Origin of the sequence: Proteus sp. G2669, from assembly GCF_009915245.1 — a bacterium.
GTDB lineage: Bacteria > Pseudomonadota > Gammaproteobacteria > Enterobacterales > Enterobacteriaceae > Proteus.
This window is the reverse complement of sequence record NZ_JAABLX010000038.1, coordinates 1-20,863: the sequence shown is the minus strand read 5'-3', so window position 1 is coordinate 20,863 and position 20,863 is coordinate 1. Positions and strand designations below refer to the sequence as shown.

Below are 20,863 nucleotides of genomic sequence, written 5' to 3'. Positions count from 1 at the left end.
TTTATGGGGGTTCAATGCCTGATATTAGAAAAACACTGAATTTTGATGAAGCAGAAATCAAATTTACGGGTGATGGCACACAAGGCGTTTTTGAAGGTTATGCCTCTGTATTTAGTCATCAAGATTCTGATGGTGACATTATTTTACCCGGTGCGTTTAAACATGTTTTAGATAAGCAAAAACAAAAAGTCGCTATGTTTTATAACCATCGAGTCTGGGAACTTCCTGTGGGGAAATGGGAGTACATGGAGGAAGATCAAAAAGGATTACGTGTGAGAGGACAACTGACACCCGGTCATAGTGCAGCTCAAGATCTAAAAGCGGCAATGAAGCATGGCACGGTTGACGGTCTTTCTATCGGATTCGGTTGTCTGCGTAATGACTTTGAGCGGACACCTTCAGGCCGTATTTTTAAAAATATCTCTCTGTTACGTGAAATCAGTATTTGTACATTTCCCGCTAATGACCAAGCACAGGTTTCATCGCTAAAAAGTATCGATGGGTTATTAACGATCCGAGATATTGAGGATTGGCTGAGAGAGTCAGCCGGTTTATCAAAATCAGAAGCAGTCGGTTTTATTTCCCGCTTCAAATCCGCTATTCGGAGTGAGTCCGATGACACTCAACAATCCCTAGTCGCATCCATTGTTAACCAAATTAATGCATTTAATCTGAAAGGATAGAATATGTCTGACTTAGCTATTATCCAAGAAGCCATCGAAGGATCACAAAAAAAGGTGCAAGAGCTCTTCGATGCACAGAAGAAAGAAATTGAAGCTACTGGCGTAGTTTCAAAGCAATTACAAACAGATTTAGCCTTAGTTCAAGAGGAATTAAAAAAAGCCGGTGAACGTCTGTTTGATTTAGAGCAGAAAGGGGCAACGAGTGCTGATGATCCTAATGCGAAAAAAGATTTTTCTGAACGAGCAGCAGAAGCGCTGACAAAATCATGGAATGGGAGTCAGGCTTCTTATGAAGTGAAAACCTTTAATAAATCATTAGGCAGTGATGCGAGCTCAGCCGGAGTTCTCATTCAGCCGATGCAAGTACCGGGTATTATTATGCCGGGGATGCGTCGTTTAGTTATCCGCGATTTATTAGCTCAAGGTCGTATTTCCAGTAACTCACTGGAATATGTACGCGAAAAATTGTTTACCAATAGCGCGGCACCCGTGAAAGAAAAGGCACAGAAACCAGAATCTAATCTGACTTTTGAAAAACAAACGGCAAATGTGATCACTATTGCTCATTGGATCCAAGCGTCCCGCCAAGTGATGGATGATGCTGTGCAGTTACAGTCTTATGTTAATAACCGCTTATTGTATGGCTTAGCGTTAGTGGAAGAGGAGCAATTACTCAATGGTGACGGTACTGCGGATAATTTGACGGGAATTAATCATGTTGCCACTGCCTATGATACCACGTTGAGTGCTACTGGCGACACGCATGCTGACTTGATTGCTCATGCCATTTATCAGGTAACAGAATCTGAATTTAGCGCCTCTGGTATCATTTTAAATCCTCGTGATTGGCATGCCATTGCGTTAATGAAAGATAAAGAAGGGCGTTATATTTTTGGCGGTCCACAAGCGTTTACTTCAAATGTAATGTGGGGATTACCTGTTGTTCCAACAAAAGCACAAAAACAAGGTGAGTTTACTGTTGGTGCATTTGATTTGGCGTCTCAAGTATGGGATCGAATGAATGCAGTTATCGAAGTGAGTCGAGAAGATCGTGATAATTTCGTGAAGAATATGCTGACCATTTTGTGTGAAGAACGTTTAGCCTTAGCCCATTATCGCCCTCAAGCCTTAATCAAAGGGACTTTCCCAACGTCTGGAAGAAGTGCTTAAGTAATAGGTCGGGGTAGGTAACTATCCCGTATTACATCATGAATATCTTAGATGTCATTCCTCTTTCTTTATTAAAACAGCATCTCGAATACAGCGGTGATGATCGTGATGAGCAGATTATATTTTATGCACAAAGCGCATTAAATTATTGTTTGAGATGGTGTGATGAACCCACATGGAAATCACCTGATGATATCCCTTATGAAGTGAAATCGGCCATGCTTTTGGTGCTGGGGGATATGTTTGAACATCGAACCAGCCAAAGTGAAATTCCGTTATATGAAAATAAAGCAGTAGAGAGATTGTTACTGCTTTGTCGAAATTGGCGAGGTAGTTAATGGATCCGGGACGATTACGCCACACCATTAATATTCAAAAATCAGTATTAGCGCCCGATGCCATCAGTGGCAGTGATGTGATTTGGACGGATCATGCGACAAAAGTACGTGCAGCGATCATGCCTTATCAAGGGCGAGAATATTTTCAAGCTCAACAAGTACAAAGTGAGGCCACAACGCGAATTCTTATTCGCTATATCGCTGATATCGATACCTCAATGCGTATTGTATGGGGTAAGCGAATATTTAATATTATTTCGATTATTGACCCTTATGAGCGTCATCGTGAGCTTCAATTAATGTGCAAAGAGGGCGTGAATGATGGGTGAGATTAAAATCAGTGGATTGTCTGAACTCGCTCAACGAATGCAAGATATCGCCCGTAAAACCAGAAATCAAAGTGCGCGTAAGGCAATGAATGCAGGGGCTTCGGCGTTAAAGGAAGAAATCAAACATCGAGTGCCTATCCTTAAGGAAACGGTGCCGCATCGACGTAAAGGCACTATCAAGCGCAATATTCGTTCTAAAACGAAAGTACAACGCAATGGGCAAGTCAAAACGCGCATTTGGGTGAAATCATTATCGGGTAAAAAGGTGTCTGCCTTTAAACAGGCAACGGGGAAAAGTGCAGCATTGAACCCGAATGATCCATTTTATTGGTGGTTTGTCGAGTTTGGTACCGCCAAGATGCCCGCACAACCGTTTATGCGTCCCAGCTTTGAAGCGAAAAAGGAAGCAACGGCTAAAGTGATTGTTCAAACACTCAAAGAGGATATTGAAAAAGTAAGGTAGAGATCATGATACAGCAATTAAAAGAGACCCTTTCACCGCTTGTCGATGGAAGGGTTTTTTTTCAGGTATTACCCGAAGGCAAAGGGCATTATCCCGCCATTGTGATCCAGTTTGCCAGCATCACGCCTAACAGTGCGCTGGAGGATACGGATTTAGACAACTATCGTGTGCAACTTGATGTGTATGCGCCACAGCCACAACCCCTTATAGTCTTGCGTAAAAAGATTGAAACTCAGATTGTTGCGACAATCCCATTTGCACAACGGGTGAATGCGGTCTTTGGGTATGAAGCGGATGTCAAATTGCATCGGCTTGTTCTTGAATTAATGATTTCATCAGATAAATAAGGAATGGATATGGCAAAGTCAAAAAACCATAAAGCGACGCCTTTCCTCGGCACGAAGATCTTTGTGCAAACAGGCTTAGGGGAGGCGATGACGGTGACGGAAGCGACGTTATCACCCGCAACCATTACCATCGCCAATAATAAACTGAAAGCGGATGACATGATTATGTTATCGGGACTCGGGGAGTTAGATGGGCGTTTCCCCATTGCACAGGTTGATGGCAATAAAGTGACCTTGTGCGACGAAGTGGATTGGAGTGATAAAACGTTACCCACAGATTTTGCAAACGCCAAAGTACAACGCATTCAATGGTCTAATAATTTCTGTGCGGTAAAAAGTTTCAGCAAAGACGGTTCGACAACCGAACAAATTGATGTCACCACTATTTGCAGTGATGGCAAAGAATATGAATCCGGTGATACGGAATACGGCTCAATTAAATTGACCTTCTTCTTACGTTATAGCTCCAGTGATGTGCAGCGACTCTTGCGTAAATATGAAAACAGCAAAGAAAAATTTGCGGTGAAAATGGTCTTAACGCGAGATGAGGGCTCCATGTTTTATTACGGCTCTGTCGAGACAGGCATGAACATTGATGGCAGTGTAGGGCAAATGATGGATTCGGGGATCTCGATTAAATTGTCTGGCCGTGATTATTTGAATGTGAAGAAATAATCCTTAACTCATCCACCTCATTATTTCTCTTCTCCCTTCTCGATAAAAAAATCTTAGGAGTGATTATGTCTAACGCTTTATTGCGTGAATTAGTGTTAAACCAAGCACTGAAAGTGACGCCTTTTACCTATTTAGACAACACTTTTTATGTCAAAGAGCTGGATGTTGGCACCATGAATTACATTCAGCGCAAACTTCGCCAAATTAAAATCAAGCTCGCTGAGGCGCAGGACATTTATTTAGACGAAGACGATCCCGAACAATTTAATGAGGCGATAAATCGTGTCTACGATGAATATGATGTTGCCAGAATGCTGGCCTTTAAGTTGTGTGATGAAAAAGGAGAGCTGCTTTTTGATGCTGAAAATGAAGCAGATTTAAAAGGTCTTAATCGTTTAGGGCAAGGATTCTCTAATGCGGTGTTTACGGCCGAAGCGGGGAACAGCGAAAAAAACTCGGAGACCGACGACAATTCCAACTGATATTGTCGTTGGCATTGGGAAAAACCCTCGCGGAAATAGAGCAAATGCCTGAAAGCCACTTGTGTGAATATGAGGCCTTTTATCGCAAACAACCCTTTGGTTTATGGCGAGAGGATTATCGGATGGCACAAGTAGCGCATCTTCTTGCGATGATAAATCGTGATCCGAAAACGTCTCCACCGGAATTGATGGATTTTATGCCGATGTGGAAGAAGAAAATCACGGAAGAAGAGGTGTGGGATAACGTCACTGAGAGTGTATTAGCTAATCGATAGCCCCACATGAGTGGGGCTTAATCGTTAACCACCGCGAGACATTTTCTCAATTTTTTTATCCGTATTGTATTGAGAAAGGGCATAAACCGACCAGATAGCCGCAGGGATCCACCCAATTAAGGTGATTTGTAGGATAAGGCAGAAGATGCCAGCAAATGGGCGACCAATCGTGAAAAATTGTAACCAAGGTAGTAATAACGCCAGAATAAGTCTCATAAAACCCCCTCTATTATTCGAAATTTCAGTTTATCAATAATTAAATCAATAGCAAATAACAAGGAATATTGCATTTATTCAGGGTGAAAGTTTGCTTTTGTAGTGTTCATACCAAGGATTGAATTTATGGCGGGAGCATTAGGTAGATTAAATATTGATTTGACGCTGAATACGGCAAATTTCACAAATGCGATCAACCGTAGCCAGCGCCAAACAGAACAATTTGGGCAAAGTATTCGCGTCAGCCTTCAAGCTATCACCGTGCAACAAGAGCGAATGGTATCGCAAACCGCAAAATCCTCGGCGCTTTTTGCCCGTTTTGCGAGTGTCACCGCAAGTGCATTATCCATTCATCAAGTCATTAATTATGCTGATAGTTGGACGGAATTACAGAACCGCTTAAAACTGGTGACAGAAAGTTCTGTCGAGTTAAATAAAGCCACACAAGCCGTCTATGATATTGCCCAAAAAACCTATCAATCATTGGATGCCACAGCACAGGTTTATCAACGTTTTGCAGATAATGCAGATCGCTTAGGCTTAAGTCAGCAAAAAGTGGCCGAACTCACGGAAACTGTCTCAAAAGCCGTGGCGATTTCAGGCGCGAGTGCAACCGCAGCCCAAGCGGCATTAACCCAATTTGGTCAAGCATTAGCCTCGGGGCAGTTACGTGGCGAAGAGCTAAATTCAGTGATGGAGCAAACGCCTGCGTTAGCGAAAGCCATCGCTGACGGAATGAATGTTAGTGTGGGTGAACTAAGGAAGAAAGCCCAAGATGGTGAAATGACGATTGAGAAGGTCATTCAAGCCTTAGAACGTGCAGCCGACAGTGTGGATAAAAAATTTGCTACCAGCGTGACAACGGTTAGCCAAGGTTTCACTAATCTTCAATCGGCGATGACAAAATTTATCGGTGAAGCGAATCAAGGTACAGGTGCGACTCAGCTTTTTACCACAGGGATGGCCACTCTTGCTGATAATCTATCGTTAGTCGCTAAAGTGGTTGAAGGGATCGCCGTCACGGCATTGGTAGCAAAACTCTCTCAATGGACGAAAGCCACTTATCTGAAAAATCAGACAACGTTGAATGAAGCCAAAGCCACATTACAGAGTGCAGAGGCAAACAGTGTGGCAGCAACCAGTGCCGTGAGGAAGGCATGGGCGGATAAAGAAGCCGCCACATCGGCGCTCAATAGAGCCAAAATGGAATATCAAGTTGCTAGAGGCACTAACGCAGAAAAAATCGCACTCGATAATCTTATCGCTACAAAGTCACTCGCAAGAACAGCCTCGCTAAATTATACACAGGCATTAACCGCCGAAAATGTTGCTCAACGTGCATTAACGACCGCTCGGCGTCAATCAACGGTGGCGGGGCGAGCACTTAACAGTGTTATGGGATTAGCGGGTGGCCCTATTGGATTAGTGTTGACTGGTGTTGTGGCATTGGGCATGGGATTGTATGAATACAGCGAAAATGTCAAACAAGCCAAACTCGAATCGATTGAATTTGCTAATTCCCTTGATACATCAACAGAAGCGTTAAACAAAATGAGCAATGCCACGTTAGTGGCGAATTTAAGCAAAGTTTCATCGGGCATTAACGCGCAATTGGAGAAAATCGAGGAACTTAAACAACAGGTTATTTCCTTACAAGGTTTATCGACATACAGCGTTGAGAGTGAAAAGGCGTTTACTGAACAAGGAGTGGGGGATTTATACCTTAAACGAGTAGCTGAAAAGCAAAAAGAGCTTGATGCTGCGATGGGGATATATGCAGAGCAAGTTAATAACTTAGAGCGCCAGCGAGCCAATATGCAAAATATGTTGGCGACACTCAAAGACAAAGTGGGCGATCAAGCTCCTGAATATAAACGCTATGCCACTGAGTTACAAAATGTTGATGCCGTTATTAATTCACTTAAGGCGAGCTTAAAGAGTTTAGGCATTGAATATGAATCACTCATTGATATCACGCTTCAGGCGACAAATAGCCAAGTGAATGCCGCTACGGCGATTGCTAAACAGATTGATGAATCGATTGAAAAATCGCAACGTTCAGTGGCAAAAGCGCAAGCCACAGGGAAGGCATTAGCGAAATTAAATGCAGAAGATGTATTGGCCTCACGCAAAATTACGCCAGATATGCAAGGCTACGATAAGGCCTTACAAGCGGAAATTGAGGCACAACTGGCACTGCAAGCCAAACGGACGTATAAGCTCAGCCATAAATTAACCATTGATTACGCCAAGCAGTACACCAAAATCTTAACGGAATTAGAGAAAAAACAAGCCTCACTGATTGCAGATGGACAAAGTATTCAGCTGTATGGCACGACCTCTTCCTTTAATGAATACACATCCGCCTTAGCTGATATCAAACAGAATAAGGATAAGTTTGATGCCATCTTAAAAATCGATCCCAAAGCGATTGAGACGATAAAAGAAAAAGCGAAAGCCATTGATGATTTAGCTCGTGCTAACTCGGTTGCGCAATTTGCTTATGATCGCGGTAAAGAAATTGAGCAGATGCAATTTGAAACCACCTTGATAGGAAAGACACGCGCAGAGCAAGAAAAGCTTAATGCCCTTCGTCAGATTGATGTGCTGTATCAGCAAGCCAGTGTGGATTTAGGCGAAAAAGAGCTGGTGAACTTACAACGTAATGTCGAACTCACTAAACAGCAGATTGAGGAAGAGCTAAGGAAGCGAGAGGCCATGAAAGGCGATCCGATGGCGGGATTAAAACAAGGTTTATCGGATTTCAGTGAGTCGGCTATGGATGTAATGGAAAACGTCAGAAATGTCACCACCAATGCCCTTAATAATATGTCTGATGCGTTAGCCGATTTTGCTTTAACGGGGAAAGGAAGTTTTAAAGATTTTGCCAATGCGGTGATCTCCGATATCACTCGAATGGTGATGAAAATGCTGATTTTCAAAGCCATTGAAGCAGGCGGGCAGGCAATGGGCTTTGATATGGGATGGATGAGCAAAGGGCATGCTTACGGTGGCTATACGGGGCATGGCGGGAAATTCGAACCTAAAGGGATTGTACATGGTGGTGAGTTTGTTTTTACCAAAGAAGCGACGGCTAAATTGGGTGTCGGCAATCTCTATCGCTTAATGCATGCGGCGCAAGGTTATGCTTCAGGTGGCTTTGTGGGGGCGGTCGCAGGGCGAATACCCGTTACACCGCAACCGACGTTAGCCCATGCAGGTGGTGTACAAATGACCGTCGTTAATCATATTACAGTGACAGGAAATGGTGACGCTGTACTTGCGCAGGCAATAAAGGAAGCTGCACAACAAGGGACAGAAGCCGGCGCACAGAAAGCCCACGCGATGATGTTACAAGACTTTCAAAGTAATGGCGCAGCACGCAGAACATTAGGAGTCTAAATGTCTATTCTTGAATGGCCAAAAGAGGTGATCCCCACACAGGAAAACTGGCAATTATTGAGTAACAGCAAAACCTTTACCTCACCATTTAATGGAAGTAGCCAGACGGTACGCTTTCCAGGAAGTCGTTGGCGTTGTGAGCTGACATTCAATAATTTAAATGAAGCAAAATCTCGCCAGTTAGAAGCGCTGGTGGCTTCATTGGATGGGATGTCGGGACGGGTCAAAATAGCCAGTTGGATAAGAAAAGGGCGTTATGGGTATGGTTCGCCTCGTATTGCAATACCGAGCCAATTGGGTCATCGGCTAGAAACAAAGGACTGGAAGCGCAATATGCGCGTGTTACAGCAAGGGGATCGCTTAACTGTGGGCAATGAACTCAAAATGGTGGTGGCAGATGTGGTCAGTGATAATCAAGGCCGTGCCATTATTCTTATTTCGCCGATGTTAAGAACGTCACCTACCGTCAATGAAATGCTTGAGGTTGAGCGTCCTTTTGGAGTATTTCGGCTCGTTGATAATGAACAGGGTAAATTTCAGCATCGTCGCTTGGGGTATACCCATATCACGTTATCTTTTGAGGAGGTGTTGTACTAATGCAATATCATCCATTTTCTGATGCCATGGTAAAAGCCATTAATGAGGGGGCTTATATTGTCTTAGCCGCCAGACTCGATTTGAAATCAGGTGTAACCTGTGCGCATACCGGCGTTGGGCAACTGATTATTGCGGGGGAAACCTATTTAGGTGTAGGAAGTTTAGGCGAAATCAGTCAGCTAAAAGAAAATAAGACAACCAGTCCCCCACAATTACAGCTTAAATTAGCGGGTTTTGATAAATCGCTGGTGGGAATGGTGATGAATGAGCAAAGCCGAGGGCGAGAAGTGCGGTTGATGATGGTCGCCATCGGTGAAGAGGGAAAACCGCTTCTTGCTGAAGTCTTATTTGTCGGACAAATCACATCTATCAATGTGGTGTCTGGCGAAGAAAATGCTGTATGTGTTAATGTTTCTAATCGATTCGAGCGATGGTCAATCGGGTTACCTGATAGATTCACCGATGAGTCGTGGTCATCTCGAAGACAAGGTGATCGTATCTTTCGTTATGTTGCTCAAATGGCTGAACGGGCTATTTATTGGGGCAGTAAGAAAGATGCACCTGCATTTATTTATAAATAATCCTATTGCTTTGTTAAACCCACTTTTGTGGGTTTTTTGCTATTTAAGGTCAGTACATGAAACAACCTAACTGGACACTTAAATTACCTGAAACCATAAGGGCGGCAATGAGTCGCCCTTTTTCATGGGGTGAATTTGATTGTTGTATTTTTGCCTCTGAATGTATTTACGCACAATGCGGCTTCTCGCCAATAAAACCTTATCTCAATCACTATAAAACTAAAGCTGAAGCCTTCAATCTGATCAAATCTAAATTTGGCTCCTTAGAGAAAGCCGTTTCACGCTATTTCAAATCCATTGAGATTGAGCGGATTCAGCGTGGTGACCTCGTACTGTTTAAAGGTGGGGACGGTGACAGTTTAGCCGTGGTCTGGGCGAGGCATTATTGGGGCGTAACCCCACAAGGCGTGAAGCCGGTGCAGATTAACCCAATCAAAGCGTGGAGAGTGGAATAATGGGTGGGAGTGGTGGATTAATTTCAAAAGTCGTGGGTGCGGGCTTAATGATTGCGGGGCTGTTTACCGGAGGTGTCACCTCGGCGATGGGCATGGCACTGATGGCAGCAGGCGTTGCGGTTCAAGTCGCGGGTTCGCTTATCTTTAAGCCGAAACTTCCCTCTATGAATTATCGAGATACCAGTGAACGCAAACAGATGTTACGTTCATCGTCTGCGCCTGAAACCGTAATTGTCGGAAAAACAGTGATATCGGGTTTGCTTTTCTTCGCCGAAGAAGAAGCGGGTGAACAAGATGAAAACGAAAAAATCACACTAGCATTAGCGCTTGCTGGGCACCCCATAGAGAAAATCGGGAAGATTTGGTTAGGGGACGATTTAATTGAGACGTTTGGTGAATATACCGTTCATGAAGTTAAACACCTTTGGTTGAAGAGTTTAAAAATCACGGCACCTGTTGTTGAAGTGGAGTTGCATAATGACAGGGAAGATGTCGATCCCTTTATGCTTAAAAATTGCCCTTCATGGAAAGAGGATATGATTGGTCGAGGTCTGGCGTGGTTACGAGTGACACTCACGTTTGACCAAGAAAAATTCCCTTATGGATTACCCAATGTGAAATGTGAAGTTTGGGGAAAACATCTGTTTGATCCTCGCACAGGGCAAACTGTGTGGAGTAACAATGGTGCCTTAGTGATTTTGGATTATTACCGCCATTATTTAAAAGTGCCTGATGCGGATATTGATTTTGACAGCTTTAAACAGGCGGCCGATTTATGTGATGAAAAAGTGAGTCTACCAGAAGGCGGATTTGAGTCGCGATATACCCTTAATGGTGCCTATGACTTAAATGAGAGTCCATCGAGTGTCTTGGAAGCGATGCACAAATGCATTAATGCGGAACCGACATTCACCGCAGGAAAACACGGTATTCAAATCGGCGCTTATTATGGGCCTGCAATAAAAACCATTACTGAATCACAATTGATTGGCACCGTCACATGTACCCCTGAAACAGGATTAAAAGACGCGACCAATGCGGTGTATGGCACGTTTATTGATGCCGAACAGTTGTACACAAAAACCGACTTCACGCCTGTGATTGTGGACGAATGGGTGAAAGAGGATGGCTTAGAAATTCGAGAGAATATCGACTATCGTTTTGTCACCAGCCCTTATCAAGCCCAACGATTAGCTCGCCAATATCTCCGCAAAAAGAAAGCCGGAAGACGGGTTCAACTCACGATGAACTTAGACGGCTATGCTTATCGTCCGGGGGACGTTGTGCTTTTAGAATTACCGGCTTTGGGGATTAGTGGACTGGAATTCCGTATTGCCGAATGGTCTTTTCATGCTTTAGAGGGTGTGGCTTTAACGTTGGAAGAGGATGGTGCCTATTTATATGAAGATGTGATTGGCAAACCGTTTGAGCGTCCCCCGTTTGTGAGTTTACCCGCTGGTGGTGTTGCTTCACCCATTAATCTTACCTTTGTTCCACTTGCAGTCAGTGACATCGTGCAAGGTACGCTTTCTTGGCAGAATGTGGCTTCTGATGTGCGTTATAACACTGTCACTATTCTTCAAAAAGGCAATGTTATTCAATCTATTCAGGTACCGGCTGAGCGTGTCGATATTAACGGATTAGCGCGAGGGACTTATCGTGTTGAAGTTAGAGCAACAAACGTTGCCGGTGCGATGTCGGCACCTGCTATCAGTGATTTTGCCATTCAAGCACCACCGCCTCCAGAGCATATTGATGTTACCTCTGGCTTATTTAATCTGACCATTGCACCGAAACAAGGCGATAGTGCTGTCTTTGGTTATACCTTTGAGTTTTGGTTTAGTGAGGAAAAGCTCGCTGATCTTTCTGAAAATGAAGTGATCACCAAAACAAACAAAGTTGGCCAAGGGAATTTCTGGACGCAAGAGAATTTACAAGCAGGGCATACGTATTATTTTTATGTTCGAACAATCAACAGCTATGGCAAATCACCTTTTGTGGAAGCTTCGGGTACTTGCTCTTCTCAAACCGATTTAATTCTTGAAGAATTAGCGGGGCAAATTAGTCGAGATCAACTCGCACAAGACCTATTGGGTGAAATTAACGGCAAAGCTAACCAAATCGATATTACTGAATTACATGAGTTAATGAGGCTAAATCATGACAAGCTTTTAGAAGAGTCAATGAGGCAAGGCGCGGCGATTGAAGAAAGTGAAAAAAAACGGGAGGGATCAGAAAAATTACTGGCTGAGCGGATAAATCAAGTTTCAACGGCAACAGAAGCACAGGCCGCCGCAATTAAACAAGAGCAACAAGCACGTATTGAGGGTGATCAAACCGAAGCACAACAACGGCAATCCTTAGCCACTCAACTTCGTGGTGATTATACCGGCAATGATTTATCGAAAGTCACCGCAGGACTTATCTCCGCAGAGAAGCAAGCGCGAGTTACAGGTGACCAAGCGGAAGCAAATGCCAGACAATCGCTGGAAACTCGGATGAATGGGAATGTTTCTGCGATTAATCAATCATTAGAAACCCTTACCTCGAAACAGCAAGCACAATCGAAAGATATTTCAGCCCTCAGTTCAACACTGAAGGGGAAAGCCGACAGTAGCGTGGTAAATGCGTTAAATACGCAAGTGTCTAATCTCGATGGCAAAGTCACCTCCGCAACCTCTCAAGTACAAGCGTTATCCAGCAAATTAGAGACGGTAAAAGCCGATTTAACGGGATCTGTGGTGGTGGATTTAGATTTATCAAAACTTAATGAAAACACCTATTATCCGGTGATTTTGCCATTAGCGACCTCTCGTCGTTATGCCTTTAAGGTCTTTAGAACTTTAGGGCAATATTCAGACAATAAACCCAGCTATGCAACTCACAGCACCAAAGGTTTTGCTGTGATTGTGGAATGGCAAGTCAGTGCTTCTGGATGGGGAACTCAGTCTGAAAACCGTATCATTGATAACTTTGATTGGCGATGGACAAATCAATCCCCTGTGATGGGGCCTGCTCAATTAATAAATGGTTCTGTGGAATATATCTATTTACGAGGAGGGGCTAAATACCAACTCAATAAGCATAAAAGTGTTAACCATCAAATCATTACCAGCACTTATACCAATAACAAACAATCAGTAGCACCAAAAGGATTTGTGGCGAATGAAGTACCTAAGTCCAGCGAACAGAAAGCCAATGCAACGGCGAATGCGGTAAGCCAACTCGAAACCAAAGTGACCGAGGTTTTAGGTAAAGTGACCTCTACCGCCCAGCAGGTCACTCGCTTAGAAAGCCAAGTGGGTACAAGTTCAGCCAAAATCGAACAAACTTCGAAAGTGGTCACAGACATAAATGGCAAAATTTCGGCATCATGGACAATGAAAGTCCAGCAAGATAGCAAAGGGAATAAAGTCATTACTGGCATTGGCTTAGGGTTTAATACACAAGGAAATAGTCAATTTCTGGTCAATGCCCAAAATTTTGCGGTGATATCGTCGTTAAATGGCAAAGTGGTGACACCGTTTGTGATCCAAAATGGACAAGCCTTTTTCAATGATGCGTTATTTAGTCAGGCAACTATTGATAAATTATCAGTAGGTAAAAAGATAACCTCCACTAATTATTTGACGGGCAAGAAAGGATTTAATATTGATGCCACAACAGGGAATGTGGAATTAAATGATGCAGTATTTCGTGGACGGTTAGATATTAACTCAGGAGGAACAAAAGGGCGGTTAGTGATCACGAATAATACTATTTATGTTTACGATGAAAACAATCAGTTAGCGGCAAAAATAGGTTATTTAGGGTAGCGTATGAAGTTTATTGTTTTAATTACAGCATTATTATTGTCAGGGTGTACCTCTGGATATAAAAAAGTCGATTGCCAAGGTGTTTACCAAATAAAAACTTTTCACTATCAACAACCTGTATTGGTGAAGTTTGATAAAAAGAGAGAAACCATTAAAGGACCTCTTTATCATGCTGTACCTCAATTAGGATTTAAATTCTTAGGAGGATGGGTATCTTCTGATGCCGTAGAGGATTTTTCATGTCGTGGGGAATAGAGATATATGAGAAAGGAAAGCCAATAAAAATCACAGGGCGTTCGTTTATTTTTGACCAAATAGCGGTCACTCAAAATGGCAGTAAAACTTATAATAATATTCCTAAAGGGCGGTCATTGGCCGCCTATATTGTAGCTAGAAATCGAGGATCTTATTTCACTGTTAGAGTCGAGAATAATAAAATTTCGTGGAATTCTCTACGTGGTAGTCAATCGATTAATGGAATTATTATGGTACTAATTAAATGAGTAAATATGGTGCATTATTTTTTAATCAGGGCATTACCGAAGAATTAACACCTTATGAATCAGCCGTATTTTTAAAGAAGATAAAAACTAAGCCGGGATTAATTAAGATTATCGAAGGTAATAATAACGCAGTGCCACTTATTTTTATTCGAGTTCTTAATTCCTCTAATCCATCATTAAGTGGATTATCTGAAGTAATTTATGAGAACAATGCATGGTGTGTGAATTTAATTGATACTATTCAAGGTAATTCAGCAGAATATGAGCTCTATGTATTTGTGAAGTCTTCTTATCATATTTCACTTCATCCTCAAAAATGGGGAATTCAAATCTATCATAAAGGTGTTATTACACACGCTTCAAGCCAAAGACCACTTAATTTATTAGAGGGAAATAACTTTGTGCTCACAGGAAATAATTGGAGTGGCGTGGATGTTAGGTTTCCTTGTGCGGTATTAATCACAACAATAGGGCATATTGGGATGATGGATTCGATGGGAGGAAAAACAATTAGGGTAACTCTTTGTGGCCGAGGTAACCGTATTATCCCTCATTCCATGATAGTGGCAGGACAGATGTCAACAACCTCGCTAGGTAAGCAGTATTTTTACATTGATGTGAGGGAGTATGGTGGGTGATGGAAAGAGTTTAGATAGTTAGTTTAGTTAATAAGTATAAAAGGTTATTAAAGAAAAATATATATTTTTTGGTAATTGGCTTTGTGCAAGAAGCAGATATTGGTATTAACTCGTTTATATTCAGTTATAATTCAGAGAAAATACTCGTTTATATCTTACCGAGGTTAGCTTACCTTATTTCAAATTATCCGAATGTATGTATATCTGCTAGAAACATATATTACGCTAAGAGGTATTGTCAATGCGTTAAATATTCAAGGATTAAAAACTCAGCAAGGTATAAAGACTGAACGTTTGCTGGTATTAGAAATCTATTGATTGGCCTGAGTAAAAATCCTATCGGAGTAGCAAGCTAAATAATCAACTGATATGATGATAAAAAAATCTAGGGCACATTATGACAATACAAGCTATAAAAATCACCAATTTATTATCATTTGATGAGCTAAATGTAGGTAATTTAAACGACTTAAACTGCATTGTCGGTCGCAATAACGTTGGAAAATCTAACTTACTTAAAGCTCTTAAATTCTTCTACAATAAACTAGAAGGTAAAGAAGAGTTACCTCCAAAGTTAAACTCTAATTATTCGTATAAAGGTTCTATATCAGTAACTTTTGATATGACCAGAATTTATAGGATAGCTAGGAATCAACCTAACAATAAGTATTTTGATTTTATCATCAGAAAACTGGTGCCTCTCCATAAACGAAGTATATTTGCATTAATAACACGCTACGATAATGATTACACCATTTATACTTTGACGCTGAACATTTACAGCGATGGTAAAGTTAAGTGGTCAACTAAAGACAAACAAACTTTAAACCTTATTCTTTATCTGTTTCCATTTTTCCATATTGAACCTAGACACATGGATTTACATGAATGGGACAGCTTGTGGGATCTTATATCAAGAGTAAAGTCTTTCAACCTGTCTAGAATTGATGACCAAACTGTAATTGATTTTTTTGACAAATCAATAAATTCGAGTGGCGATAATTCGTATAAGAATTATATTTTAGACTTAAACAAAACAATATCTACGAAGCCAAGTTCTCAGAAAGAAAAGGTGTTGAGTTATATTAAAGCTGGATTAAAAGGTTATCGTTTTGAGATAGATGAAAATGATTTAAAGTTTCACTCAGATGGAACAAATTCATTTCATTTCATAAAAACCTTTCTTAAGATACTAATTACAATTTCAAGAAGAGAATATATAACACCATTTGTTTTTATTGATGAGCCTGAACTAGGTCTACACCCTAAAATGAATGAGGTTCTAGTTCAAGATATATATACTAGTTACAATTATAATAAAAAGAAAGATGATCGTGTTACTAGGCCTAAAGTATTTCTAACAACTCATTCGCCTAATATAGTAAAAGAGATAATTAAAAAATTCAGACAAAAACAACGTATCTATTGTTTTCAGAAGAAAGTAGATGCTAGAACTACGATTAGCACATTAAATTCCACTTATGACAACGAGAGCTTTATAAATATTTTTAGTGATAATGAAGCAAGATTATTCTTTAGCGACTTCATCCTATTTGTAGAGGGTGAAAGTGAGTTGGAAGTCTTTGGAAACATGAAGATGACCGAACATTTTCCACATTTAAGAAATATAGATGTTTATAAATGCAGTAGCAATGTCGTTGGTGAACGAGTTAATCCATCATACTCAAACTCTACAATTCCATACTTATTCTTATTCGATGTAGATAAAGCAATATCAATCAAAGGTGAGCCTACAAAATTATCTATAAAACTAGAAAAAAATGGTAACTATTTTAACTTTAAACCAGACACTTTAAAATCAGAGCTTAATAAATATAAACTGGGGTTCAGTAAGAAGTACAAAACCAAACGAGAAAACATTGAGTCGTTATTATCCGTTATAAATAAAGAAGTAAAAGTAAATAATACAACACAATGTTTTCTAGAGGAATCTGACTTTGAGTCGGTATTTCATGCTGTTAAAAGCCGGTTGCTTGATGAGAACATTTATCTAAATAGAACAACTTTAGAAGGATGTTTAATTCAGAAAAATAGCTCAAAAATTGTATATGAATGGTTAGATATGGAACATAATTCTAATTTTAATTCTATATTACAACGTATAAAACGAAGCAAGTATGTTACAGAGGATATGCTCATTGATTACATTAGAGTTATTTTTAATGGAAAGTCAATGGCATTAACTGACTATAGCCACTTCAATATTGAAACATACAAACAAACTTTAGAGAATAAGAGAAAGATAACTGGCAAGTTGCGGTACACTTCTAGGCATGCAAAAATGCTAATGAAATTATTAGAAGAGATCACTGTACATAACAAATACCTTGATAAAACTGATGGATGGACTACAAGCTTCCTAAATCATGCTGTTGAATATGTTGAGAAAGAGTCTTTAGCTAAAAATCAACCATTTGGGACAGTATTTAAAGTTTATTTCCCTGAGTTTTATGATATTATTCGTATGCTTCAACCCGATAGTAGAGGGGAGATATGAGTTTTGACAAGTATCTGAGAGCTTGCCTCTCCCGCTCTTTGCTTGAGGAAGTCCAACTTCTTTTTGCTTTGGGCATAGTCCTAATGACTGCTAAACTAGTCACTCTGATTAGTATGTCTCGCAATACACACCTACGGTGTAATGGTGTTCTTTTGTATCGGGTTGAAGCTTTATGATGAAAAATAATATTAGTAATGACTTTTTTAAGAAAGCAATACTTAAAGGTAATGAAGATCTTTTAAATGATTTCTCTCCTACCGTCAAAGAGTTTAAAGTTGGTTGCGACAACTTTTTTGAGATATCTAGAGACTCTGAACACAAGAGTATAAATGATAGAATAACTAAGTTTGTTCTAGATAAAAGTCCTATTAACTCATCTGCATGCGGTTTTGTTCAAGGTAAATCTTATTACGACTTTCTAAGACCTCATATCCAAGGATATTACTTTCTACGATTGGATATTAAAAAATTCTTCCATTCAATACCCACACATGAAGTAAAAAAACTACTCGCTCAGCACTTCAACAATGAAAAGAATGGGAAAAAATACTCAGCTCTAGACATTGCATATATGTCTGTTACTCACAAGGTTAGTGACACTTATATTGATAAAGATTTTCGTGGAAAAGAAGTATTACCTATTGGATTTTCATCTTCACCAGTAATATCAAACATAATATTCAGAAGAGTAGATATTCTTATTCAAAAGTTGTGTGAAGATAAAGGAATTATCTACTCTCGTTATGCAGATGATATGCTTTTTTCTTGTGATAACAGTAAGTACCTGCATTCTGAACAATTTGAAAAGGATATTTCTATCTTTGTCTCTACACTTTCGCTCAAGTTGAAAAAAAGAAAAAGAAGAGCGACTGAAAATACTATATCGCTTAACGGTTATGTAGTACAGAATAGGAAAAGAAAGAAAGGCTTTTTTCATGCATACAAAGAGAAGCCTGTTGGTAGTATCAGACTATCTGATAAAAAGCTTAAACCGTTGAAAAAACTCTCTGCATTGCTAAAAAAACAAAAAACTCCAATATATATCATGGAAAACGTATTCTATTTAAACCATAGGAAGTTTATTCTAAGATATGGGAATAAATTTGATTTTTACTCTAAGTATGCTGATGATCAATTACAGAATAAATTAAAAGGTTATCGCTCATATTTAGTGTCACTTATAAAATACAATGATAAATATGGATGTGTTAATATCGATTGTATGAAAAAAGTTAAAGAACTAGTTGAAGTTTTCGAGTCCAATATCAAATAAAGAATGGGTAATACAACCTGACTATATACCCGAGGTAGTTGGAAATCTTTAGTTATGAATTGTCGCGCTAATTTGTGTGTAAAAAGTGGATTATTAGGCTGACTAAATCGAGCAGAAAAACGTCACTGACCCGAATCTAGTCAGGCACAGAATATCCACGATATTAAGTGTAGGAGGGAGTGAATTTGGCCTCTGGATTAACAATTTTGCAATATTCCAGATAATCAGCTTAATGCTCATTTATCAAAATCACTGATAAAGTTCTGTCCAAAAGAATGTTAGAACTAACGTCTACTTTTCACTCAAAGCTGACAATCAGATTTAAGCTATTACATAATAAATTGTTATTTTGTTTTTTAGAATATTCATTACATTAATGTAGTGAATATATTTAAATTAAATATAAAAATTCCTAATTTATTACTAATATGAATAATTAGAGTTAAATTTTTACTTTCTATTATTTAATATAAATAATAGGTTTAAGTATTTAATATTAAGTTTGATAAGTTATTAATCACTAAAACAATCTTCCCCAAAACCACTCCAACCCAAACTAAAAATCAACAAGTTATATACAAACCAAGATCACATAAAAAATAAATTATATTCTCAATAATTATAAATTATTTAATAAGTTACCTAATTATTATGGGTATAATGTTACGCCACATGGGTTGGACAGAAGCCGCTGACTTAATCATTAAAGGTATGGAAGGCGCGATTGCTGCTAAGACTGTAACTTATGATTTCGAACGTCAGTTAGAAGGCGCTAAACTGCTGAAATGTAGCGAGTTTGGTGATGCGATTATCAAACACATGTAATTGTTGATTTGATAAATAGTTAACGGGAGCTTATTAGTTCCCGTTTATTTTTTGTACTATAAAATTCTTCCCCAAAATATCCCCAAAACTCTTCCCCAAAACTGTTCAATTAAACAGCAATAATTTGCCATTCTTTGCCTCTATCATCGTGGTATTTATCAGTCATACTTTGTGTTTTATGCCCCAATAATTTTTGTGTATTAATTCCTTGTTCTCGATAAAGTCGCTCAGATAAAGATCGTTGTTCATGGAAAGTAGGTGCCGTACCTTTTTCCCAAGTTAACCCACATTTATCTCGCGCTTTTTTAAACGTTGTGGTTAATGTATTTGGTGTGACTTGCTCGCCTCGTTTTGCTTGTGCGGTGGTATGCCGATAATGCACGAGATATTTACTCACAACCGCGTCACGACATTGAGCAACAACATCTCTTAAGGAGAGATTGATAGCCTCACATTTTAGTGAGAGAGGGATGGCCAACTTACTCCCCGTTTTTTCTTGCTGTATATGTAACATGTCATCCCAAATATCAGAGAATTTCATTTTACAGATATCACCGATCCGCTGACCTGTGGTTAAAGCCAACAACATGCCGCATTGCAGGTAAGGAGGGTGATTCTTGGCTTGCTGGTAAATAGTGCGCCATTCGTCCAATGTCATGCGTTCTCTTTTCACTCGGTTCCGTGGTTGTTTAGTTGCTTTCGCAGGGTTGTAACCAGGAGGAACATAGCCAGCATGTTGAGCTTCTTTAAATACATCAATAAGCACCATGCGAACGACCTGCGCCATTCTTGAATGTCCTAATACTTTGATGGAATCTATTATTTCAGCAATATCTAAAGCGGTTATCTCTTTTAATATTTTCGTACCACAATACTGACGGAATAAATTAATAGGTTTCATTTTTTGTCGATAAGAATTAATTTTTAATTCACCGATATCTAATCTTTCTTTTTGAATATCTAAATATTTATCCATCCATATATCGACAGATATTTCAGACTTGTTTGTCTTAATTTTTGATAACCGTTCATTAATACTTAATAACTGTCGAGTATGTTGTTCAGCAATAATTGTATTGGCCTGAATGGCGGTTTCTCTCGCTTCTTGCTCGTCGGTGCCTAAGCTATGAAATTTACCGGTGATGGGATGTTTATATTGCCAATAAATTTTGCCGTTACGTTTATCTAGCTTTCGATATAGATTGGGAATGATAATTTTATGGGTTCGTGGTCGGGCAGCCATCTGTAATTATCCTCTTAAGTCGTTCCGTTGATTTA

General features: G+C 39.8%; 22 protein-coding genes. 20 read left to right on the top strand and 2 right to left on the bottom strand.

Translation table 11 applies throughout. The features are described from left to right. Nucleotides 1-14 precede the first annotated feature (14 nt). The 9 genes from GWI68_RS09820 to GWI68_RS09780 all read left to right on the top strand — a co-directional run bounded on the left by GWI68_RS09820 (nucleotide 15) and on the right by GWI68_RS09780 (nucleotide 4,762). On the top strand, nucleotides 15-683 hold the full coding sequence (locus tag GWI68_RS09820) for an HK97 family phage prohead protease (protein ID WP_004242476.1): 669 nt from the start codon (nucleotides 15-17) through the stop codon (nucleotides 681-683). 3 nt (nucleotides 684-686) lie between these two features. Next, on the top strand, nucleotides 687-1,853 hold the full coding sequence (locus GWI68_RS09815; protein ID WP_012367785.1) for a phage major capsid protein: 1,167 nt from the start codon (nucleotides 687-689) through the stop codon (nucleotides 1,851-1,853). A gap of 38 nt (nucleotides 1,854-1,891) precedes the next feature. Next, nucleotides 1,892-2,191 carry a head-tail connector protein gene (locus tag GWI68_RS09810; protein ID WP_004242478.1) on the top strand — a complete coding sequence of 100 codons (300 nt, stop codon included), beginning with the start codon at nucleotides 1,892-1,894 and terminating at the stop codon, nucleotides 2,189-2,191. Beyond that, on the top strand, nucleotides 2,191-2,520 hold the full coding sequence (locus GWI68_RS09805) for a phage head closure protein (protein WP_072062638.1): 330 nt from the start codon (nucleotides 2,191-2,193) through the stop codon (nucleotides 2,518-2,520). Before GWI68_RS09810 ends, GWI68_RS09805 begins: the two co-directional genes overlap by 1 nt. Then, nucleotides 2,510-2,983: an HK97-gp10 family putative phage morphogenesis protein gene (locus tag GWI68_RS09800; RefSeq protein ID WP_109910852.1), complete on the top strand. Its 474-nt coding sequence runs from the start codon at nucleotides 2,510-2,512 to the stop codon at nucleotides 2,981-2,983. The genes GWI68_RS09805 and GWI68_RS09800 overlap by 11 nt, the downstream gene beginning before the upstream one ends. Nucleotides 2,984-2,988: 5 nt before the next feature. Continuing rightward, on the top strand, nucleotides 2,989-3,330 hold the full coding sequence (locus tag GWI68_RS09795) for a DUF3168 domain-containing protein (protein WP_088495936.1): 342 nt from the start codon (nucleotides 2,989-2,991) through the stop codon (nucleotides 3,328-3,330). A gap of 87 nt (nucleotides 3,331-3,417) precedes the next feature. Then, on the top strand, nucleotides 3,418-4,005 hold the full coding sequence (locus GWI68_RS09790) for a hypothetical protein (RefSeq protein ID WP_243733339.1): 588 nt from the start codon (nucleotides 3,418-3,420) through the stop codon (nucleotides 4,003-4,005). Between the two features lie 65 nt (nucleotides 4,006-4,070). Beyond that, a complete protein-coding gene (locus tag GWI68_RS09785; protein WP_041701217.1) occupies nucleotides 4,071-4,487 on the top strand; it encodes a hypothetical protein in 417 nt (138 codons plus the stop codon). Between the two features lie 44 nt (nucleotides 4,488-4,531). Continuing rightward, nucleotides 4,532-4,762 carry a DUF4035 domain-containing protein gene (locus tag GWI68_RS09780; protein WP_004251574.1) on the top strand — a complete coding sequence of 77 codons (231 nt, stop codon included), beginning with the start codon at nucleotides 4,532-4,534 and terminating at the stop codon, nucleotides 4,760-4,762. Between the two features lie 24 nt (nucleotides 4,763-4,786). On the opposite strand, the gene GWI68_RS09775 is transcribed toward GWI68_RS09780, so the two are convergent. Then, a complete protein-coding gene (locus GWI68_RS09775; protein ID WP_004242485.1) occupies nucleotides 4,787-4,978 on the bottom strand; it encodes a YqaE/Pmp3 family membrane protein in 192 nt (63 codons plus the stop codon). Nucleotides 4,979-5,104: 126 nt separating this feature from the next. On the opposite strand from GWI68_RS09775, the gene GWI68_RS09770 reads away from it, so the two are divergent. The 11 genes from GWI68_RS09770 (at nucleotide 5,105) to GWI68_RS09720 (ending at nucleotide 19,585) form a co-directional block, all read left to right on the top strand. Beyond that, nucleotides 5,105-8,380: a phage tail tape measure protein gene (locus GWI68_RS09770; protein WP_166540154.1), complete on the top strand. Its 3,276-nt coding sequence runs from the start codon at nucleotides 5,105-5,107 to the stop codon at nucleotides 8,378-8,380. After that, nucleotides 8,381-8,977, top strand: a complete 597-nt coding sequence (locus GWI68_RS09765; protein WP_166540153.1) for a hypothetical protein — start codon at nucleotides 8,381-8,383, stop codon at nucleotides 8,975-8,977. Beyond that, nucleotides 8,977-9,558 (top strand): hypothetical protein, encoded by a 582-nt coding sequence (locus GWI68_RS09760; protein WP_166540152.1) that lies wholly within the window; start codon nucleotides 8,977-8,979, stop codon nucleotides 9,556-9,558. Before GWI68_RS09765 ends, GWI68_RS09760 begins: the two co-directional genes overlap by 1 nt. A 56-nt stretch (nucleotides 9,559-9,614) precedes the next feature. Further along, nucleotides 9,615-10,013, top strand: coding sequence for a hypothetical protein (locus GWI68_RS09755; protein WP_166540151.1), 399 nt, complete (start codon nucleotides 9,615-9,617; stop codon nucleotides 10,011-10,013). Continuing rightward, nucleotides 10,013-13,828, top strand: coding sequence for a DUF1983 domain-containing protein (locus GWI68_RS09750; RefSeq protein ID WP_166540150.1), 3,816 nt, complete (start codon nucleotides 10,013-10,015; stop codon nucleotides 13,826-13,828). Before GWI68_RS09755 ends, GWI68_RS09750 begins: the two co-directional genes overlap by 1 nt. A gap of 3 nt (nucleotides 13,829-13,831) precedes the next feature. Continuing rightward, nucleotides 13,832-14,083 carry a hypothetical protein gene (locus GWI68_RS09745; RefSeq protein ID WP_100159826.1) on the top strand — a complete coding sequence of 84 codons (252 nt, stop codon included), beginning with the start codon at nucleotides 13,832-13,834 and terminating at the stop codon, nucleotides 14,081-14,083. Then, nucleotides 14,068-14,331, top strand: coding sequence for a hypothetical protein (locus GWI68_RS09740; protein WP_004242500.1), 264 nt, complete (start codon nucleotides 14,068-14,070; stop codon nucleotides 14,329-14,331). The genes GWI68_RS09745 and GWI68_RS09740 overlap by 16 nt, the downstream gene beginning before the upstream one ends. Beyond that, on the top strand, nucleotides 14,328-14,969 hold the full coding sequence (locus tag GWI68_RS09735) for a hypothetical protein (protein ID WP_166540149.1): 642 nt from the start codon (nucleotides 14,328-14,330) through the stop codon (nucleotides 14,967-14,969). The genes GWI68_RS09740 and GWI68_RS09735 overlap by 4 nt, the downstream gene beginning before the upstream one ends. A 397-nt stretch (nucleotides 14,970-15,366) precedes the next feature. After that, nucleotides 15,367-17,487: a retron Eco8 family effector endonuclease gene (locus GWI68_RS09730; RefSeq protein ID WP_166540148.1), complete on the top strand. Its 2,121-nt coding sequence runs from the start codon at nucleotides 15,367-15,369 to the stop codon at nucleotides 17,485-17,487. 175 nt (nucleotides 17,488-17,662) lie between these two features. Continuing rightward, nucleotides 17,663-18,760, top strand: coding sequence for a reverse transcriptase family protein (locus tag GWI68_RS09725; protein WP_243733337.1), 1,098 nt, complete (start codon nucleotides 17,663-17,665; stop codon nucleotides 18,758-18,760). 603 nt (nucleotides 18,761-19,363) lie between these two features. After that, nucleotides 19,364-19,585, top strand: coding sequence for an isocitrate/isopropylmalate family dehydrogenase (locus GWI68_RS09720; RefSeq protein ID WP_338014271.1), 222 nt, complete (start codon nucleotides 19,364-19,366; stop codon nucleotides 19,583-19,585). 109 nt (nucleotides 19,586-19,694) lie between these two features. Here the strand turns inward: GWI68_RS09720 and GWI68_RS09715 are convergent, their stop codons facing one another. Continuing rightward, complete coding sequence (locus GWI68_RS09715; protein ID WP_166540061.1) at nucleotides 19,695-20,828, bottom strand: site-specific integrase; 1,134 nt, start codon at nucleotides 20,826-20,828, stop codon at nucleotides 19,695-19,697. Nucleotides 20,829-20,863 lie beyond the last annotated feature (35 nt).

Coding starts and splice junctions, on each gene's coding strand:
- GWI68_RS09790 (WP_243733339.1), top strand. CDS start 3,418: ATGACGGTGACGGAAGCGACGTTATCACCCGCAACCATTACCATCGCC.
- GWI68_RS09820 (WP_004242476.1), top strand. CDS start 15: ATGCCTGATATTAGAAAAACACTGAATTTTGATGAAGCAGAAATCAAA.
- GWI68_RS09745 (WP_100159826.1), top strand. CDS start 13,832: ATGAAGTTTATTGTTTTAATTACAGCATTATTATTGTCAGGGTGTACC.
- GWI68_RS09810 (WP_004242478.1), top strand. CDS start 1,892: ATGAATATCTTAGATGTCATTCCTCTTTCTTTATTAAAACAGCATCTC.
- GWI68_RS09815 (WP_012367785.1), top strand. CDS start 687: ATGTCTGACTTAGCTATTATCCAAGAAGCCATCGAAGGATCACAAAAA.
- GWI68_RS09775 (WP_004242485.1), bottom strand. CDS start 4,978: ATGAGACTTATTCTGGCGTTATTACTACCTTGGTTACAATTTTTCACG.
- GWI68_RS09735 (WP_166540149.1), top strand. CDS start 14,328: ATGAGTAAATATGGTGCATTATTTTTTAATCAGGGCATTACCGAAGAA.
- GWI68_RS09765 (WP_166540153.1), top strand. CDS start 8,381: ATGTCTATTCTTGAATGGCCAAAAGAGGTGATCCCCACACAGGAAAAC.
- GWI68_RS09755 (WP_166540151.1), top strand. CDS start 9,615: ATGAAACAACCTAACTGGACACTTAAATTACCTGAAACCATAAGGGCG.
- GWI68_RS09780 (WP_004251574.1), top strand. CDS start 4,532: ATGCCTGAAAGCCACTTGTGTGAATATGAGGCCTTTTATCGCAAACAA.
- GWI68_RS09715 (WP_166540061.1), bottom strand. CDS start 20,828: ATGGCTGCCCGACCACGAACCCATAAAATTATCATTCCCAATCTATAT.
- GWI68_RS09805 (WP_072062638.1), top strand. CDS start 2,191: ATGGATCCGGGACGATTACGCCACACCATTAATATTCAAAAATCAGTA.
- GWI68_RS09770 (WP_166540154.1), top strand. CDS start 5,105: ATGGCGGGAGCATTAGGTAGATTAAATATTGATTTGACGCTGAATACG.
- GWI68_RS09750 (WP_166540150.1), top strand. CDS start 10,013: ATGGGTGGGAGTGGTGGATTAATTTCAAAAGTCGTGGGTGCGGGCTTA.
- GWI68_RS09795 (WP_088495936.1), top strand. CDS start 2,989: ATGATACAGCAATTAAAAGAGACCCTTTCACCGCTTGTCGATGGAAGG.
- GWI68_RS09785 (WP_041701217.1), top strand. CDS start 4,071: ATGTCTAACGCTTTATTGCGTGAATTAGTGTTAAACCAAGCACTGAAA.
- GWI68_RS09725 (WP_243733337.1), top strand. CDS start 17,663: ATGAAAAATAATATTAGTAATGACTTTTTTAAGAAAGCAATACTTAAA.
- GWI68_RS09760 (WP_166540152.1), top strand. CDS start 8,977: ATGCAATATCATCCATTTTCTGATGCCATGGTAAAAGCCATTAATGAG.
- GWI68_RS09740 (WP_004242500.1), top strand. CDS start 14,068: ATGTCGTGGGGAATAGAGATATATGAGAAAGGAAAGCCAATAAAAATC.
- GWI68_RS09800 (WP_109910852.1), top strand. CDS start 2,510: ATGATGGGTGAGATTAAAATCAGTGGATTGTCTGAACTCGCTCAACGA.
- GWI68_RS09730 (WP_166540148.1), top strand. CDS start 15,367: ATGACAATACAAGCTATAAAAATCACCAATTTATTATCATTTGATGAG.